This is a genomic window from Marinobacter sp. W-8, assembly GCF_044342215.1.
In the GTDB taxonomy this organism is placed as follows: domain Bacteria; phylum Pseudomonadota; class Gammaproteobacteria; order Pseudomonadales; family Oleiphilaceae; genus Marinobacter; species Marinobacter nauticus.
Map to the genome: position 1 here is coordinate 1,204,841 of NZ_CP172297.1, position 18,544 is coordinate 1,223,384.

Annotated in this window: 13 protein-coding genes and 1 tRNA gene; 6 read left to right on the plus strand and 8 right to left on the minus strand. The window is 56.1% G+C overall.

Features of this window, described 5'->3' with window-relative positions; translation table 11 throughout:
* Positions 1-4 precede the first annotated feature (4 nt).
* A complete protein-coding gene (locus ACF8YQ_RS05515) occupies positions 5-1,216 on the plus strand; it encodes an MFS transporter (RefSeq protein WP_396622824.1) in 1,212 nt (403 codons plus the stop codon).
* 2 nt (positions 1,217-1,218) lie between these two features.
* Positions 1,219-2,484 (plus strand): MFS transporter, encoded by a 1,266-nt coding sequence (locus tag ACF8YQ_RS05520; protein ID WP_011785521.1) that lies wholly within the window; start codon positions 1,219-1,221, stop codon positions 2,482-2,484.
* Positions 2,485-2,534: 50 nt separating this feature from the next.
* Here ACF8YQ_RS05520 and ACF8YQ_RS05525 read toward each other — a convergent pair.
* Both ACF8YQ_RS05525 and ACF8YQ_RS05530 read right to left on the minus strand, forming a co-directional pair.
* Positions 2,535-2,611 (minus strand) — tRNA-Pro (locus tag ACF8YQ_RS05525).
* Positions 2,612-2,721: 110 nt separating this feature from the next.
* Positions 2,722-4,365, minus strand: coding sequence for an FMN-binding glutamate synthase family protein (locus ACF8YQ_RS05530; protein ID WP_396622825.1), 1,644 nt, complete (start codon positions 4,363-4,365; stop codon positions 2,722-2,724).
* Positions 4,366-4,637: 272 nt separating this feature from the next.
* Here ACF8YQ_RS05530 and ACF8YQ_RS05535 point away from each other — a divergent pair, with 272 nt between their 5' ends.
* A complete protein-coding gene (locus tag ACF8YQ_RS05535) occupies positions 4,638-6,233 on the plus strand; it encodes a BCCT family transporter (RefSeq protein ID WP_396622826.1) in 1,596 nt (531 codons plus the stop codon).
* 67 nt (positions 6,234-6,300) lie between these two features.
* Here ACF8YQ_RS05535 and ACF8YQ_RS05540 read toward each other — a convergent pair whose 3' ends face one another.
* The 4 genes from ACF8YQ_RS05540 to ACF8YQ_RS05555 form a co-directional block, all read right to left on the minus strand.
* Positions 6,301-7,248, minus strand: a complete 948-nt coding sequence (locus ACF8YQ_RS05540) for an alpha-L-glutamate ligase-like protein (RefSeq protein ID WP_396622827.1) — start codon at positions 7,246-7,248, stop codon at positions 6,301-6,303.
* A gap of 1 nt (position 7,249) precedes the next feature.
* Positions 7,250-8,767: an inactive transglutaminase family protein gene (locus ACF8YQ_RS05545; protein ID WP_224849231.1), complete on the minus strand. Its 1,518-nt coding sequence runs from the start codon at positions 8,765-8,767 to the stop codon at positions 7,250-7,252.
* Positions 8,764-9,570 carry an ATP-dependent zinc protease gene (locus ACF8YQ_RS05550; protein WP_396622828.1) on the minus strand — a complete coding sequence of 269 codons (807 nt, stop codon included), beginning with the start codon at positions 9,568-9,570 and terminating at the stop codon, positions 8,764-8,766. The genes ACF8YQ_RS05545 and ACF8YQ_RS05550 overlap by 4 nt, the downstream gene beginning before the upstream one ends.
* Positions 9,571-9,702: 132 nt before the next feature.
* The gene (locus tag ACF8YQ_RS05555) at positions 9,703-10,074 is read right to left on the minus strand and encodes a hypothetical protein (protein ID WP_396622829.1); all 372 of its coding nucleotides are present in this window, start codon (positions 10,072-10,074) and stop codon (positions 9,703-9,705) included.
* A gap of 263 nt (positions 10,075-10,337) precedes the next feature.
* On the opposite strand from ACF8YQ_RS05555, the gene rmuC reads away from it, so the two are divergent.
* Entirely contained in the window at positions 10,338-11,984 is a 1,647-nt protein-coding gene (rmuC, locus tag ACF8YQ_RS05560; RefSeq protein ID WP_396622830.1) for a DNA recombination protein RmuC, read from the plus strand.
* Between the two features lie 4 nt (positions 11,985-11,988).
* The gene (locus ACF8YQ_RS05565; RefSeq protein WP_396622831.1) at positions 11,989-12,864 is read left to right on the plus strand and encodes a hypothetical protein; all 876 of its coding nucleotides are present in this window, start codon (positions 11,989-11,991) and stop codon (positions 12,862-12,864) included.
* A 10-nt stretch (positions 12,865-12,874) separates the two neighbouring features.
* On the opposite strand, the gene ACF8YQ_RS05570 is transcribed toward ACF8YQ_RS05565, so the two are convergent.
* Complete coding sequence (locus tag ACF8YQ_RS05570) at positions 12,875-13,891, minus strand: AraC family transcriptional regulator (protein WP_396622832.1); 1,017 nt, start codon at positions 13,889-13,891, stop codon at positions 12,875-12,877.
* 186 nt (positions 13,892-14,077) lie between these two features.
* Between ACF8YQ_RS05570 and ACF8YQ_RS05575 the strand changes: the two genes are divergently transcribed.
* Complete coding sequence (locus tag ACF8YQ_RS05575) at positions 14,078-15,136, plus strand: CaiB/BaiF CoA transferase family protein (RefSeq protein ID WP_396622833.1); 1,059 nt, start codon at positions 14,078-14,080, stop codon at positions 15,134-15,136.
* 57 nt (positions 15,137-15,193) lie between these two features.
* Here the strand turns inward: ACF8YQ_RS05575 and ACF8YQ_RS05580 are convergent, their stop codons facing one another.
* The gene (locus ACF8YQ_RS05580; RefSeq protein ID WP_396622834.1) at positions 15,194-18,394 is read right to left on the minus strand and encodes an Ig-like domain-containing protein; all 3,201 of its coding nucleotides are present in this window, start codon (positions 18,392-18,394) and stop codon (positions 15,194-15,196) included.
* Positions 18,395-18,544 lie beyond the last annotated feature (150 nt).

Here is an 18,544-nt window from a genome sequence, read left to right on the forward strand (position 1 = left end):
CCACTTGCAAAGCAACCATTCCAGCCACCGCGACCCTTCCGGGCGAGCCTCTGAGGCCTCGCAAAATTTCTTCGCGGTCTGTCTGTCACTGACGCTGTGTTTTGTCGTCTACTCAATGCTGATTGTGGCGGTGCCTGTGTATGGGCTTCAGCTTGGCGCGTCTCCGCTTGTTTTGGGTGCGGTGTTAAGCGCCCAGTATCTGCTGCCGCTGATCCTGGCTATTCCCCTGGGCGGCATCGTGAGCCGGTTTGGTGGCAGGGCCACGCTGCTGGCCGGGGCGGGCATTATGGTGGCAGGTTTGCTATCGATGCATGCGTGGTATGGCTATGCGGGCCTCGTGACTGGTCAGTTGCTGGTGGGGCTGGCTCACCTCCAGATGGTTCTGGCCGCCCAAACCATCATTTCCAACCTGGGCACCGGGCCGAGGCTGGAGCAGTACTTTGGCTGGTATGCCACCTGGCTGTCGGGCGGGCAGGTTATCGGCCCGCTGTTGGCCGGTGTTGTGCTGAAGTCTTCTGGTACCCAGTACGTGTTCCTTGTGATGGCTCTGTTTGCGCTGGCCTCGGGCGTTGTAATACTCCGCCTGACCGGGCAGGCGAGGGAACGTATTCACGTTACCCGAAAGCAGGCGGGCTTCCGGGCGCAATGGCAGCTTGTCGGCAGTAACCGCGGGGTGCAGTTGTCGATTCTGGTCACGGTATTGGGGATGTTCGCGCTCGGGGTCTACGGCAGCTACCTGCCGGTGTATCTGGAGAGCCTGGCCATCAGCCCGTTGATTATTGGAGTTCTGGTCAGTCTTCGAGCCGGCGTTTCCATGCTGGTTCGGCCGTTTATGGCGCGCATTATTGCGCTCGCCGGGGGCCGCGTGCCGACAGTGTTGCTCTCGCTCGGTACCCTTGCCACTGGCCTGGCTTTTCTGGGGGCGTCTGAGCAGTTGCTGCTGATGGCTGCCCTGGCCATGCTGGTCGGTATCGGTTCCGGCCTTACCCAGCCTTTATCCATGGTGATCCTGGCGGAGTCTGTGGAACGTGAGCGGCGCGCAGGGGCATTGGGTATGCGTTTGATGGCAAACCGGGCGGTGCACTTTCTGGCGCCCCTGTTCTTTGGCCTGCTACTTGAACTGAGCGGCTTTACACTGGCTTTCGCCGCTTCAGGTATACTCATTGGCTTCGCGCTTATTATGGCGCACCGACTGTTCAGCTCCGGGAATCTGTAACCATGTCTGGCACGGCCTCCGGCACCTACGATCGACTTATCAACCCTGTACTTGTCGCAGGCTGTATTATTATTCTGGTTGGTTTTTCCGTGCGGGCCTCGTTTGGTCTGTTTCAACTGCCGATTGCCCTGGAATTTGCCTGGCCAAGGGAGTCGTTTTCTCTGGCCATCGCCATTCAGAACCTGTTCTGGGGAATCGGGCAACCCATCTTTGGTGCCTTTGCTGAACGCTACGGTGATCGCAAAGCTATCCTGGTGGGCGGTATCTGTTACGTGGTCGGGCTGGTTGCCTCGGCATTCGCCATTACCCCGGGCCAGCACCAGCTTCTGGAAATGCTGGTTGGGTTCGGGATTGCCGGAACCGGATTCGGGGTCATTCTCGCTGTCGTAGGGCGCTCTGCCCCGGAAAAGCATCGCTCCATGGCGCTGGGCATTGCAACCGCTGCCGGTTCTGCAGGGCAGATCATTGGCCCGCCCGTCGCGCAGGCGCTGCTGAGCCAGATGCCCTGGCAAAGCGTGTTCATGGTGCTGGCCGGTTTCATTACGGTGTCGATGCTTGCCCTTCTGTTTATGCGGGCACCCAAGGCGGCGCCCTCGGTATCGACCGATGAGCCGATGGGGGTGGTGCTGAAGCGAGCGGTGAAAGACCCCTCCTTCCTGTTCATTTTTATCGGCTTTTTCTCGTGCGGGTACCAACTGGCTTTCATCACCGCGCATTTTCCGGCGTTTATAACCGAAATGTGTGGGCCAATTACGCCAGACAGCCTGATCTACGTGCTGGGGGTAACGTCAGCGTCCGGGCTCGGCGCCATCTCAATTGCTCTGATCGGTCTGTTCAATATCGGTGGCACACTGATGGCCGGCTGGTTGGGTAACCGATACTCGCGCAAGTACCTTCTGGCGACGATTTACCTGTTACGGACAATCGTCTCTGCCGCCTTTATCATGGCGCCCATTACTCCTGAAAGCGTTGTGCTCTTCTCGGTGGCGATGGGTTCGTTGTGGTTGGCAACGGTACCGCTGACGTCTGGCCTGGTTGCCCACATCTACGGGTTGAAGTACATGGGCACGCTCTATGGCCTGGTATTCTTTTCGCACCAGCTTGGCGGTTTTCTTGGTGTCTGGCTGGGTGGGGCCCTCTACGACCTCTACCATAACTACACGCTGGTGTGGTGGATCGGTGTGGGCGTCGGGGCGTTGTCGGCACTGATTCACCTGCCGATTCGGGAATACCCCTGGGAGAAGCGTGGGCAGGCGGTCGCTGCCTGATAGAACGACAAAGCCCGGACCTTTCGGCCCGGGCTTTGTGTAGGGAATTCTGGTCGGGACGGTAGGATTTGAACCTACGACCCCTTGCACCCCATGCAAGTGCGCTACCAAGCTGCGCTACGCCCCGTAAACTGCAAACCGCCGAGAAACAAGGTTTATCTCAGTGGCTTAGCGGGAGCGAAGTCTACACCAGCCCAAACTAAAAATAAACACCGGGCTGGCGAATTTCTCTCGAAATCAACGTAACTTGGTCTCCCGCAGCGCCAGGATGAATTCCGGCGGCTCGAAGGTATCCGGTTGGGTGCTTTCCCAGTACTTATCCAACACCCGAAGGCCGGTTTTGCCTTCCAGTAGTGCTCCCGGTTCGAGGAACGGAAACAGGTCCAGATAGCTATGCACTTCGGTTTTGGAGATGCGGCGAACGATGTGCTCCGGGCCAAGCTCAGAGGGATGCCGGAGACCCGAGGCCTCAAGCAGATTCTGCAGGGCATCTAGAGTGTTCTTGTGGAAGTTGAATACCCGCTCGCTTTTCAAGGGCACGTCCAGTTTATTGCCACGACGCGGATCCTGAGTCGCCACCCCGCTGGGGCAACGCCCGGTATGGCAGTTCAGCGCCTGGATGCAACCCAGGGAAAACATGTAGCCTCGCGCGGAATTGCACCAGTCTGCCCCCAGGGCGAGTGTACGGGCAATGTTGAACGCGGAGGTAATCTTGCCGGCGGCGCCAATGGCAATGTCTTCACGCAGGTGGGTACCCACCAGGGTGTTATGAACCAGCAGTAGGGCCTCGGTCATGGGCATGCCAAGCCGATTGATGAACTCCAGTGGCGCCGCACCGGTGCCGCCTTCACCGCCATCAACCACGATGAAATCGGGCTTTTTGCCAGTCTTCAGCATGGCTTTAACGATGGCAAACCATTCCCAGGGGTGGCCAATGGCCAGTTTGAAGCCGACCGGTTTGCCTCCGGAGAGGCTTCGCAGCTCTTCCAGGAATTCCAGCAATTCAATGGGGGTGGAGAAGGCGGAATGGCTGGCGGGGGAGATGCAATCTTCGCCAACCTGAACGCCTCGGGCTTCGGCGATTTCGGGGGTCACTTTTGCTCCAGGCAAAATACCACCGTGGCCCGGTTTTGCCCCCTGAGATAGTTTGACCTCTATCATTTTCACCTGGTCGAGTGTGGCGTTCCTTTCAAACATCTCGGCATTGAACGTGCCATCGGGATGCCGGCAACCGAAATAGCCGGAACCGATTTCCCAGACCAGATCTCCGCCGGGTTCCCGGTGGTAGCGGGAGATCGATCCTTCCCCTGTGTCGTGGTAGAAGCCTCCTTTTTTTGCGCCGGTATTCAGGCTCAGAATGGCGTTGGCGGAAAGTGAGCCAAAGCTCATGGCAGAGATGTTGAACACGCTGGCACTGTATGGTTTGTCGCAGTTTCGGCCGATCAAAATCCGGAAGTTACTGCTGTCGAGTCGGGTTGGGGTGAGCGAGTGGTTCATCCATTCAAAGCCCTCGTCGTACATGCCTAACTGTGAGCCGAATGGTCGCTTGTCGAGCACGTTCTTCGCCCGCTGGTAGATAATAGTGCGCTGTTCCCGCGAGAAGGGCCGCTCCTCCGTATCGGACTGGATAAAGTACTGCCTGATCTCCGGGCCGATCGACTCAAACAGATACCGGAAGTTGGCCATGATGGGATAGTTTCGGCTAACAGTATGCTTTCGCTGCAGTAAATCCCAGGTTCCGAGGGCTGTGAGCGCACCAAAAATCACCGGAAACAGATAGCCTGCTCCAAGCCAAAGCGTTACCGGTAACGACACCAGCAGTCCGGCGATGCTGAGGACATAAGCAGAATAGCGCAAAGGGAAGGTGGTGGTTTTTTCCATGAATACCTCTGATTGCTGTCGGGCGGGTGTCGGCGAAACCTTGCAGTATAACTACGTCACCTGTCCGGGTAGTAGACCTGTTTCAGGGAACAATCTTTGCCTCTGCAAAATCTGGGCTATGCTGATGTAGATAAAAAAGGCATTTTTCTTGCTTTTGATGTTTTGAGTTCAAAGTAATAAAATGACCGGCTTGTAACGTATGAATGATTGTTCATTGCGTTATCCATTCACTCAGCATATTCAGTGATCACACCAGACCAGGAGGCGCCAACGTGGGCGAGGTAGTGAAAGACGAATATCAGACGGATTACGTCGCAGGCCAGGATAATATCAATCCGTTCGGCCTGGATCTTCATAACTGGGTTTTCCCGGTAGCGGCCATCATTGTGGTTCTGTTTGTTATCGGAACCCTGATGTTTCCGGCCGCGGCGAAGGAGACTCTTGATGGGGCCAAGTGGGACATTATTGCCAGTTTTGACTGGTTCTTCCTGCTCAGCGCCAACCTTTTTGTGGTTGTCAGCCTTGCGCTGATCTTCATGCCGGTAGGCAAGATCCGGCTGGGCGGACAGAATGCAACGCCCGAATTCTCAACCATGTCCTGGTTTGCCATGCTGTTCGCAGCCGGGATGGGGATCGGCCTGATGTTCTGGGCCGTGGCCGAGCCGGTGGCCTACTATACAGGCTGGTATGAAACTCCCTTCAATGTGGCTGCCAACTCTCCCGAAGCGCGTGATCTGGCAATGGGGGCGACCCTTTATCACTGGGGGCTGCACCCCTGGGCAATCTACGCCATCGTGGCCCTGTCTCTGGCGTTCTTTGCGTTCAACAAGAACATGCCACTGACCATCCGTTCCGCGTTTTTCCCACTGCTGAAAGACAAGGTGTGGGGCTGGCCGGGGCACATCATTGATGTCCTCGCGGTTGTGGCCACCATCTTTGGTCTGGCCACGTCACTTGGCTTTGGTGCCCAGCAGGCTGCCTCCGGCCTGGATTACCTGTTTCAGGTAGGTTCTGGCACCAATGTGCAGATGGCTATCATTGTTGGCGTTACGGCCTTGGCGCTCATTTCCGTGCTGCGTGGCCTGGACGGCGGCGTGAAGGTGCTCAGTAACATCAACATGGCGACGGCAGGCATCTTGCTGTTTTTCGTGATCTTCGCCGGCCCGACCATGACCATTCTGGAGACCATCTGGGTAACCTCTTCCACCTACGTGGCCAACCTTGTGCCGCTGAGTAATCCGTTTGGTCGTGAAGACGAGGCGTGGTTCCAGGGCTGGACTGTATTCTACTGGGCCTGGTGGATTTCCTGGTCACCGTTCGTAGGTATGTTTATCGCGCGGGTTTCAAAAGGCCGGACAGTACGAGAGTTTGTCACTGCGGTTCTGATTATCCCGACCTTGATCACCACCGTATGGATGAGTGGTTTCGGTGGCACGGCACTGGAACAGATCCAACAAGGCGTTGGTGTGCTCGCAGACAAAGGCCTGACCGAGGTTTCTCTGGCGACCTTCCAGATGTTTGAGCAGCTGCCCTGGACCGGCATTGTGTCGTTCGTCGGTATTATCCTGGTGCTGGTGTTCTTCGTAACCTCGTCGGATTCTGGCTCACTGGTGATCGACAGTATCACCGCTGGCGGCAAAACTGATGCCCCGACGGCTCAGCGTGTGTTCTGGGTGGTCATGGAAGGCGCCATTGCGGCGGCGTTGATCTTCGGCGGTGGCGAAGACGCTCTGGGCGCGATCCAGGCCGTGGCCATCAGTGCCGGGTTGCCCTTCACGGCAATACTTCTGCTGATGACCTGGGGCTTGTTGAAAGGCCTCACCCATGAGAGGAAGTTGCTCCTGCAAAGGGGTGAGCTGACCTCCTGATCAGCGGGTCTGAACAAAAAACCGGAGCTACACCTGCTCCGGTTTTTTTATGCCCAAACACTGATCGTCAGCGCCGGGCAAAGCTTTCCATGGCAAACAGCGCTCGCTCTCTGGGGCTGAAATGTGGGCGCTTGAGGCTCTCGATCGCGTTGAGCCTGGGCAGCAGGCCGCAGCCGTTGGCCATCTGAATGGCCAGACCGGGTCGGGCGTTCAGTTCGAGCAGCAGTGGGCCTTCGTTGGCGTCCACCACCAGGTCTACCCCCATATATCCCAGGCCGGTGGCCTCATAGCATCGGGCTGCCATTTCCAGCATGTTTTCCCAGTCTTCAATCCGGATATTCTCCAGAGCCAGTCCGGTGTCCGGGTGCAGGGTAATCGGCCGATTGAACTGAACTGCGTTCAGGCTCTGGCCAGAGCCGATATCCAGCCCGACGCCAACAGCCCCCTGGTGCAGGTTGGCTTTACCGTCGGACGCGGTGGTTGCCAGCCGGAGCATAGCCATGACGGGATATCCCTGAAACACCACGATCCGGATGTCGGGTACGCCCTGGAAGGAGTACCTGGCGAGTGCCGGGGAGGACTGAACCAGGTTTTCAACAATGGCAACATCCGGGGTACCGGCAAGGGAATACAGGCCAGCCAGAATGTTGGTGAGGTGACGCTCCAGCATCGCGACGGAAATGCGGGCGCTGGAGGCCTTGATAAAGTCGTCGCCATCTCGTCCGGTAATCACGGTAATGCCCTTGCCGCCAGAGCCTTTTGCTGGTTTGATGGCGAAACCGGCCAGATCCTCCGCCATTTCCCGAAAATGGGAGATTTCGTGTTGCTGGCGAACCACCTGCAGCAGCTTGGGGGTTTTTACACCGTATTCGCTCACCGCCAGTTTGGTTTTCAGCTTGTTGTCCACCAGCGGGTAGGACGAGCGATCATTATACCGGGCAATGTAATCCACATTGCGCCGGTTCATGTTCAGCATCCCGAGATTTTTCAGCCTGCGTGGAGAGATCCAGTCCATATCAGTCGTAGGCCTTCATCGGGGTAAACCGCTTGAGCTCGCTGAGCTTGTAGCCGGTGTACTGACCCATCAGCAAGATCAGCCCGAGAATAACCAGGTGTAACTCCGGGAAGTTGAAGGTGAGGTGGCCAGCCAGCGGAGTGCTCATGGCCAGGTAGGCGCAGATGGCCACAAATAGGCTGCCTGATCCCTGCACCAGCACTTCGCGGGCGCCTTCTTCCTCCCAGAGGATGGACATACGCTCGATGGTCCAGGCGATGATCACCATTGGGAAGAAGGTGACGGTCATGCCGGTGTTAAAGCCCATCTGGTAGCCAATAATGCTGAGCCCCGCGGTGATGAAGATCACCAGGATGATCAAGGCCGATATGCGGGATACCAGCAGCAGGTTCAGGCTGGAAAGATAACCGCGCAACAGCAGGCCAATGGCTACGACGGACAAGAATGCGATCAGCCCCGGCACCAGGGTGGTCTGGACAAACGCCACGGCAATCAGGACCGGCATAAAGGTGCCCGATGTGCGGATGCCGATGACAATCCGCATGAAGGCAACAATCAGCGCGCCGATGGGGAGCAACAGCAGCATTCGGAACATGCTCTGTTCTTCTATTGGTAACTGGTAGAAGCCGAGCACACTCAACCCATTGGCATTGGACTCAAGCGTTGCCAGTTGCAGCGCCGGTACGGTCTGTCGCAGCATGGAAAAGCTCACCTGGGAGTCGTCGCCGCCCACCACATCGAGCAGGGAGTCGGACCCCTGTCGCCAGAGCAGCAGGTTTTCCGGTACGCCCTGTTCTGCGGTGCGCGGGTCGAAGGTAAGCCAGCGCTTGCCGTTGTATATCTGCAGGAATGGCACCAGCTGTTGGCGGCGCCGGGCATCCTCAAGCTTCAGGGCGTCGGCGGTGCGGGCAGCAATGCCGGCGTGATTCAGCATTTTTACCAGCAGTTGCAGATAGTTGTCGTCGGATACCAGCAGTGTTGTGTTCTGGGTGCGGTTGTCCGGCTGCATCAGGCGGATCAGCTCTCGGGTCATGCTCTCGGGTGAGCTGGAGCGCTCGGAAGCCTGGCTCAGGAGTTCTCTTACGGCGGTGGCCTGGGGCTCCTCCCAGAAAACCGTCAATGCTCGGGGTTTACGCGCTGGCGGAGCATGAATCGCGTCTTCATCCGGTACAAACTGTGCTTTGAAATAGAGAGTCTGTGGGCCGGCGACATCTCGTTTTGTCCACTGGGCCCTGCGCCCGCTGTTGCTATCCAGAATTGAGAAGCCGTAGCCGGGTGAGGCGGCCTGCTCCGTCAGAATGCGAAAGCCGGGCGGCTGCTCCGGTATGTGCAGACTCACTTCAGCCGGGCTGTTCTGGCCCTGGAAATCGACCCGCGCCTCAATCATCCATACCGGGCGCTGTTCTCCGGTCATCCACGGAATACCCAGTTCCAGATGGCGCCAGGTGGCGATCGCTATCCCTGCCGCAATCAACAGGAAGACAAACACGTAAAACGGGACCCGGGAGCGTACCGTCATTCTTCCTCTCCGTTTGCCGCTTGTTCAAGGTAGGATTCGGGCAGCTCTGTTGCGAATTCCTTGCCGACATCGATCAACATGACGTCTCGCAATACGTTGCGGCCAATCAGGACTTCGTAAGTCAGATTTGTCCGGTCGGCCAACGTAAACTCAGCTACTTGCTGGTGGTCGCCAATGGCAAACTGAAGCTCCACCACTACACGTCGTTCAGACTCATCGGCACTGGACTGGATAATTTTCACGCGCCGGGAGATTTCTTTCTCCATGGCAACCCATTCGGCCTCCTTGGTGCCAGGAACCGGCACTTCAAAGCGCACCCAGTTGCTGCCGTCGCGCTCGAAACGTTGAACGTTGCGGGCGTGTATGGAAGAGGTTTCCGCGCCACTGTCGATTCGGGCGGTATAGACATGGTCGGGGCCAGCCAGGAAAAACTTTTCGACCTCACCGACAACGACTTTGCCTTTTAGGCGATCCGCCCGGCCTTTATCTTCGCGGGAAGCGGGGCAGGTAGGTGCCGCCTTTGGTGGTGGGCACGATGGCTTTTCAACCTGAGTGGCAATGGCTTGAAGAATGGTCTGGGTAGAATCCTGATTCTGCTGCAGAAGCTTTTCGTGCCTTACACTGGCATTCTGCTCCATGGTAACCAGGGTTGCACGCTGGCTTTGGACCGAGGCTCGCACCTCTTCAATATTTTCTTTCGGCACCATGAAATAGCGATCGGAAGCGCAACCGGAAAGTGCGACAGCCAGCCCTGTTAGGGCAACTGCGAAGAATGAGCGGGTTTGCGAAAACCTGGACCCCATGAATATCCCCTGAACCGGCCGTGAGAATTATTGGCAATGGATGCCTCAGCCATTGGATGTGTTGTCAATCAGGCGGGAGAGTATACTACAACGTACCTGTGTGGTGACTTTACAGATGGTTAAGGCGCATCTTTACCGGCCCAGGAAGGGCCCCTGGCCCAGCGGCGTCTCGGATCTGAGGTACTCCTGGATGACTGGGGAACAATTGAGGTAGAACAGTAGCAGCTCCCGCTGAATATCCTGGTCCTGAATGCGAGCAGCAAAGGAAATGACTTCTTTGAGCGCACGGTCGCTGGAGGTGGTGTCGGTCGGCACCGTGAGGCTCTTTCCATAACGGCTTTTCAGCAACTGGGTCAGCCGTTCAAGGTGGAACTCGCCAGTGTGGGTAATGTGCGGCAAGACGCGCAAATGCTTGCCCCCCGGGCCCTGGTTCTCCGAAGACAATGCCTGCTCGTCTTCCACGCAGGTAGCCTGCAGGAAGTCGGACCCGAATTTTCTCCACAATTCCTTGAACACGCTCCGGCCTGCCAGTCAGCGTTCCATTTACGGCTTTTGCACTTCGATTGAGTGCTTTTTAACCGTTGTAGAGGAATTTACGCTCGGCGTCCATAGGCGGATTGGCGCAATGTTGATAAATGCCAAACAGTCGATGCCGGCCTGGTGGCCCCGTTCCGCCAACGAGAAAAAAGGGTGAGCATTGCGGTAGACTGTCAGGCTTTGATCCCAGGGCCATGCCCTGATTCTACCAATCAAGACTCAAGGAGAACTTGCTGGTGCTAGATGCGCTTACCCTCACCATGGCTGAACGTCCGGAATGGCTGGCAGGCTGGTTCCTTGCTCTGGTGGCGAGTGCCGCCTTGTGTCTGGCGGGCATGATCTGGCTGCTGTGGCGTCGGCGTCAGGATAAAGCCACCGAGTCTGCCTTGCGCGAGGAACTGGACGCCCGGGACAGGCAACTGAGAGATAGCGAGCAGGTGCAGGCGTTGCATGAACAGGAAGTTGAACATCTGCAGACCGCACTGGAGGAGCAGAAAGCCCGCTCTGGGCAGCTGGAGCAGGGCATCGAGCACTGGCGACAGCAGTCTGCCAACCTGGAAAACCGATTGGCGGCTCTGGAATCGGAGCTGGCGGCAAAACAGGACCGGGTTGCGCAACTGGTAAATGAAAGCGGTCAATACCAGCAGCGGGCTGAAACACTCTCCGAACAGTTAGGCCAGTTGAAGGTCGAGTTACGCGAGCAGCAGGTGACACTGGATAAAGAGCGCCGCAATGCCTCGGAAAAACTGGAGTTGCTGGAGAAGAATCGCGACGCACTGAAGCAGGAATTCGAGAACCTGGCGAACCGGATTTTCGACCAGAAAAGTGAGCGCTTCAGTCAGCAATCTAAAACCAGCCTGGACTCCTTGCTCAACCCCTTCCGTGACCAGTTGCAGGATTTTCGCAAACGGGTTGAGGATGTCTACACCACGGAAACCCGGGATCGCCAGGCGCTTCGCAGCGAAATAAAATCGTTGCAGGAGCTGAACCGGCAAATTACCGAAGAAGCCGCCAATCTGACCCGCGCTCTCAAAGGCGACAAGAAAATTCAGGGCAACTGGGGTGAGTTGATCCTGGAGCGGGTGCTGGAACGGTCGGGCCTGCGCAAAGGGGTCGAGTACGAAACCCAGGGGAGTTACCGGGACGAAGATAATCAGTTGTTGAGGCCCGATGTCATCGTGCATTTGCCGGATCAGCGAAATCTGGTGATTGATTCCAAAGTATCGTTGGTGGCCTATCAGCAGTGGGTGACCGCAGATCAGGAGGAAGAGCGCGCTGCGGCGCTGAAGCAGCATGTTGAGGCGGTTCGCAATCACATCCGTACATTGAGCGAGAAAGATTACAGTCAGCTCAACGGGCTGCATTCTCCCGATTTCGTGCTGCTGTTCATGCCCATTGAGCCGGCATTTGTGGCAGCATTCCAGCAGGACGAGAATCTCTTCGCAGAAGCATTTGAGCGAAAGATTATTGTGGTGACGCCTACCACCCTGCTGGCGACACTGAGAACCATTGAGAATATCTGGCGTTATGAGCGCCAGAGCCAGAATGCCCGCCGCATTGCCGATCGCGCCGGCGCGGTCTACGACAAGCTGCGGGTGTTTGTCGAGGCTATGGAAAAGCTGGGAAGCCAGTTACACACGGCCCAGGGCACCTACGATAATGCCATGAATACCCTGACACGGGGCCGTGGTAATCTGATTTCCCAGGCCAATCGGTTTGTGGAGCTGGGGGTCAGGGTTAAAAAAGAGTTGCCCAAGTCGATAGTGGATCAGGCCGAGGTCGATTCTGAAGACGCCGATGAGCCGGGAGATACGCCTGCCATCGACAGGGAGCCTACGGACGCCGGGAAAGCCCGTGCAGAGGACCAACAGGAGTAGCGGTATGTTGTCATCCATGAAAAAAAGGCGTTTGCCTGGTCACAAGGCATTTGCGGGCCTGGTGTTGTCTTCTGTTCTTGCCCTGCAGGCGGGATTCGCCCAGGCATTGGCTCCGGAACACGAGATTCGCCGCTTGATGCTGGCGACTGAAGAAGCCGTTGCAGCAGAGAACTGGAGTGAGGCAGGGGAGTACCTGAACCGCCTTCAGGCCATGGAGGGAGAAAAGCCCGCCGAGTATTACTACTATCGCGGCCGGGCCATGTTGCAGGCCAATCATCTGAATGAGGCACGTTCAGCACTGGAGCAATACATTACCCGGGTCGGGGCAGAGGGCACGCATTACCAGCAAAGCCTGAAGCTGATTACCGACATAGAGAAGGCCAGCCGTGCCAGTGTTCGCGCTCTGGCCGAAGGGCAGGCCAATGCCAACGAGCCCGTGGCCGTGATTGAGCCGGCGAATGAACAGGATGTGAAGACGCTGCGCCAGCTGTATCTGGCAGGCTCGGACAGGGAGGCTCTGGTCATCCATCTGAATACTCTGCTTGAGACCGCTGGCTGGCGGCGTGACAAAACGGTGGTGCGCCTGGACAGGCCAGCAGATCGCCAGTACCAGGTGGCTCTGGATGATGGCAATATCAGTATTCAGGACATCGAGCGCAATCCCGATGGCACCACCGTTCGCAGAACCCTGTCTCTGTCGGTATTCGGTGTGAATCCTCAGTTGCGTTGGGATTGTGAACCGGTGGTCGGAGCCTGCTGGGTTTATGATCCGCGGGACGGCTCCCGGCTTTTCCAGTTGGCGGAGAATCGCGATCAGGCCCGGGACATTGCCCGAACTCTGGGGCGCTTGATCCGGAACCTGCAGCAGGGAAGTTCGTAAGGCCGGGTGTTCAGACCAGATCGCCCCGTTCGCCTTCCCGCCAGGCGCCCGGGGTGACCCCCGTCCACTTCTTGAAGGCCCGATGGAAGGTGGATGGTTCGGTAAAGCCTACCCGTTCGGCAATATCGTTGATGGGCATCTCCGGATGGGCCAGATAGTAGATGGCCATATCCCGCCGCAATAGATCCTTGATCTCCTGAAACGACGTGTTCTCCTGCTTCAGGCGGCGCCTTAGGGTTTGCGGGCTGGTGTGCAGCTCTTGTGCTATCCAGTCGAAATCCGGCATGGGTTTGGAGAAGTCACGGCCAATCAGGCCACGAATACGACCGGTCCAGGTGTTGCTCTCATCCGGTCGTGACAGCAGGTCTGCCGGGGAGGTTTTCAGGAATTGTCGCATTTCCGGCTTGTCCCGAATCACCGGGGCGGAGAGGAAACGTTTGCTGAAGGTCAATGCCGTACAGTCGGACTCGAACGCCAGCGGACAATGAAAAATGTGCCGGTATTCGTCCCCGTGATCTGGCCTCAGGTAATCGAACTCAGCTTTCTCCAGTTCCACGGGCTGGCCAATAAGCCAGCTGCCCAGCCGGTGCCAGATCACCAGAATGCTCTCGCGCAGAAAATAGTCCGGGTCGTGGATGCTGCCTTCAATTCGCGTGACCAGGCGCGCACGGTCACCGAAGATTTCAAGCTCCATGGAAACCATCGGTTCGAACAGCCGAGAGAACCGGAAGGCCTGTTGATATACCTCTTCCAGCGTCTGGCAACCGACCACCAACGCACACATGGTGGCGAACGTTCCGGAGCGGGCACGGCGTGGCCCCATGCCCATAAACTCATCGCCAGTGCGCTGCCAGATTACCTGCATCAGCTTGCTGAACTGATCACTGCTCACCCTTGCCATTTCAATGCGAAGAAGATCTGGCGAGATCCCGGCCTCCTGGAGCAAAGCACGGCTGTCCAGGCCCAGGCGTTCGGCGCCTGACAGGGAAGCTTCAACAAAATGTCGTGAGACTGTCAGTGTTGACATAGAGGCAGCCAGAAGAAAGAAAGAACTTCATCATAAGTACCCGGCTCAACATTGCAAGCCCATGATTTGCCAACGGATGGAAGAAACGGTCAATAGGAATGAAGGAACCGGTAGTTGGCCCGGCCTGCAAAACCCGTCAGCATGAGCCAGAGTCATTGCCGCCGATCAAAAACAAGGAGATGCTTTATGGCAGCCCCGCTCGCCAACCTGAAAATTCTGGATTTCAGTACCTTGCTGCCCGGACCCTACGCCACCATGATGCTCGCCGATATGGGCGCGGAAGTGCTCAGAATTGAAGCTCCGGATCGCGTGGATCTGGCCAAGGTAATGCCACCGTTTGACGGTAAATTCAGCACCACCTTTTCCTACCTCAGTCGCGGCAAGCAAACCTTGCAGCTGAACCTGAAACAGCCAGAGAGTGTTGAAAAGGTCAAGCAGCTGGTTCAAGACTACGACATTGTGGTGGAGCAGTTTCGCCCGGGCGTCATGGATCGCCTCGGGATAGGCTATGAGGTACTCAAAGCCATCAATCCGAAACTGATCTACTGCGCCATTACCGGTTATGGTCAGACCGGCCCCTATAAAGACAGAGCCGGCCACGACATCAACTACCTGGCTATTTCCGGTGTTGCCAGCCACTGCGGCCGTGCCGACAGCGGCCCGCCACCCATGGGCATTCAGGTTGCCGATGTGGCCGGCGGTTCCCATCATGCCGTAATGGGTATCCTTGCTGCTGTCATCAAACGCCAGGAAACCGGTGAGGGCGCCTTTATCGACATCAGCATGACCGATGCCGCCTTCGCTTTGAATGCCATGGCGGGTGCTGCTGCCCTGGCAGGCGGACAGCCTCAGAAGCCCGAAAGCAGCATGCTCAATGGTGGGACATTCTATGACTATTACCAGACCAGGGATGGTCGCTGGTTGTCTGTCGGGAGCCTGGAACCACAATTCTCTTCCTGCCTGTGCGACACCCTTGGGTTGGGCGAACTGAAAAGCTATGCCCTGAGCCAGAAGCCTGAACATCAGCAGGAGCTGAAAGTCGCTATCAAACAAAAGATCGCGGAGCGTTCACTGGCAGAGTGGCAGGAGGTGTTTGCCGAAGTGGATGCCTGTGTGGAGCCGGTGTTGACGATTGAGGAGGCGGCAGAGCATCCGCAGATGAAGGCGAGGGGGATGGTTGTTGAAAGGGATCGGGGGGATAGGGAGATGCAGAGGCAGTTGGGTGTGCCCTTAAAGTTTGCCTGAGAAATAGAAAACCCGGCTTGGAGCCGGGTTTTCTAATTATCGTACCGTTTGGTGGGTTTATGGAGCAGGTGTCGTCAGAATCATTTTTAGAGTCTCACCCACCAGTCCTTTAAATGTATTCTCAGCGTTCGCTGCTGTTACGATAGTCTTCTCTTCGAGAGGCAGTGTGCGGTCTTTGAGGAATTCATACTCCAATTCCGCAAAGCTTTGGGCTTCCCCGAAGTTGGCTGGTTCAGCAACTTCTGAACGAGGAAGCACCGGTGTGCTATGGGTGCCCTCTTCGTAACGGGTAATCGCTGGCAGTTCGTTATTACCGAAGTCGCCGGCCAACAGCCATGCTGCAAGGGGTTCAGAGCCTGCCAGCGGTGCAGGACTTTGAGAATCTATGTCGATTCCGTATGCTTCAAAGGCGTCTGTTGAAAAAACGTTGTACCCCTCTTTCCAGTTGGAAATGCTATCGTCGTAATAGGTGTTCCAAGCGGCATTTATCGTGGTGCGATCACCATCCATTTGCGAGATCAGTGTTCTGGAATCCCGAAGCTGGTCGACTGTGTTGATCGGGTCAACGGTATCGATAGCGGCCTGGAATACTGTGAAGAACGACTGTAGGTTGTTGCTTGCCTGGGTCAGATCAGAGTCTGTTTGCTTCAACCCGGCGAGGATGGTTGGTGCAAAGGACGGTGAGTTTTCAAGCATTCTTACCACGCCTGAAGCCGGTGTCATCAGGTGACTGTTCTCAATTCTCAGATCCGGGCGGTCACCGGAGTTGGCAGCCACAACAAACGCATTACCGTTAATAGTACCCAGTGAGTGACCTACGAAATGGAACTTGGTGTCAGCGTCAGCAAAGGCTCCAACTTCCACCGGCAGTGATGCTCGCAAGTTCAGAAGGTCAAGAACGCCCTGGCGCAGATTGTCACGGCTATTCAGGAAGTTGCCCAAATTGATGAACAAGTCTCCGGACTCGCCTGCGTCAGCCACAGGGTCGGTTGGATTTGTAGGGAATTTCATTGCAGCCCATGGTGAGTTTGCAGGTCCTGCATCAACGGACCGGTCGAAATCCACATTGCTACCCCAGCCGAAATGTCGTTCGTTTACTCCTGACTCGACAACCCCCGTTTCCTTCGAGGCTGGGGCCAAGCCCGGAATTGTGCTTCCCGCTTTTTGAACGGTGTCTGCCAACAGTGCCCGGGTTCCGTCGAGCTGCGCGTTGAGCAAGCCCGCGGCGATTGGCTGAGCATCATTGGTATTGTCCGATGCTACAGCTTGAAGTTGGGCTTCAAAGGTAATTAGGTCGGTTGCAAGTGCCGGAGCAAACGCGGTCGCAAATGCCTCAGCGGTCAGTAGCTGTTCTTGAGTTGGCGTGGCTCCCGGTGCGACACCAATCACTCTCAGTACCGTACTTGTTAACAGCGTTTCGGCGAGATCTTCACGCTTTTCTCTGGTTGCTGGCGCCACGCCATGCAGTGGCTGGTCAATCGCAACAACAGCGATGTTACGACCTTGTTGCAAACCACTAGCGACCAGAGCCGTTCCAAAAGCCATCGCGGCACTGCGGTCTGTTGTAATCCCATGCTGGAAGATAACGACATCGTCTATATCCCCAGCCGAAGCGTTGTTCAGGTCTAAGCTATTAGGGTGAATGACCAGCAATGGGACTTCAATTAGAGTCTCACCGCTTTCCTGGGGGAATGGGAAGCGTGCCGTTACGGCTTGGCTTAGCTCTTTTCCCTGAGCCAGCGGCAGACCTAGAGCGTTCACAATTGTTGATGCGTATGTCTTGTCTGCGACCCACGAGGACGTCTGAATCGGAGCTCCTGCGAGAAACTCCGGGATTTGCTCGCTTGGTGTTTTTGGCCGGCCCAGGTAGTAGGGGAGTTCGATGGTATTCTCTGAAATGTCTACGATACTGGAGCCTTCAATGCTTGCGAGCACCGCGGATTTCGCATCAGCCCTAGAAGATGACCAGGTGTTTCCGATAGGTCTTGCGGCAGGCTCGGCGTTCGGGCTGCCTAGGAAGTTCGTGAGAAGAGCGCTTGCTACGCAGTTCAATTGATCATCAAACAGATTGCCGCTCTGCACCGGAGGCTGGTCGCAGGGTGTAAGCAATTGATTTTTTAAAGCGATTGAGGGCTTGAATGTTGCTATGGCCGCTTTAACTGCAGCGTTCACGTCCTCAAATCCGAAATCACTCGGATCCGAATTTGCAAAAAGAAAATCTGCAGTTGTTACAGAGTTATCACCATTAACATCGAAGTCTTTCGCGTCAATGCTATCATCTTCGTTTAGGTCCCACTGTTGGAAGCCTGTTAAAGGACTGGGCTCTTCCTGTTCGAGATCTTCACCCGATGCAAACCTTGCAGCGCCAACAACTTTCTTGGCAGTCGATACCCGAACAAAACCCTCGAGTTGGTCGCGCAGCCAGTTCTCCGGATAAGCGATGTAACGAGTCACCATGACATCATTTGATGTGGTGAAACTATAGCTCATGGCGATGTCATCGGCTGACAGCGTGCTTGCGCCATTGGAGCTAAAAGCTACGAATTTGGTGACGATCGGTTCCCAAAGGTTGTTGACCAAAGAGCGTATCGGAGCGAGAGCAGCGTTAACTAGACCGAAGTTCGGATCATTGTCTGTGCCTTCGCCTGTGATATTGGCGTAGACCGGGTCTTGACCGATCGGTTTACCGGACGTGTCTTTGACGTCTTTAGTAATCCCTACAACGTATCGAGTGTTGGGAGCCAGCGGCTCAGTGGGACTAATTCTGATCGCTGTGGAGTCATCAACATTGATAACGTCGACAATGAATTTCGTTTTCGCCGCTTTTGCTTGATCAACCGTTGGCGGTTCCTGATTAGAAAGACCTTGAATCGGGTCACCGCTCGCATACTTGAGCGGAATCAGGAAGATGTTCTGATTTGGTTTTAGCGATGATTTGTCGATCTGGCCACTGGTCTTGATGGTAATGGGATCTACCGTAGACGCACCGCTAAGGCTATCGAGAGCGATTTCAACAGGGCTGGAGTCTTCGGTTAAATCCAGTTTGAACGTTCCATCCAGTGAACCTGAGAAACTCAGGTCGGTCGGTGTCGGGATTTGGCGCTTGGCCGGGTTGAACAGCGGGTATGTTGTATTCAGGGCATCACCGGCATACTGCGGCTTGGGATTATCATTACCCCCACTGTTAGAGCCACTGAAACAGCCCGTCAACCCAAGGGAAGAAGCCACGGCAAGACTTATTAGAGTTTTCTTGAACATGGGTGGAACCTTTTCCTGTTGTTGTGTCGTTATATTCGGCGTTGACGGAACCGGTCGGCCCCAGGATTCCGCGCACAGCCTTTTCTGATTTGTTGGTTGTCTGAAATTGTAGCCAGCACTTAAAAGCCAATTTCTGTAGCTTCGACTATA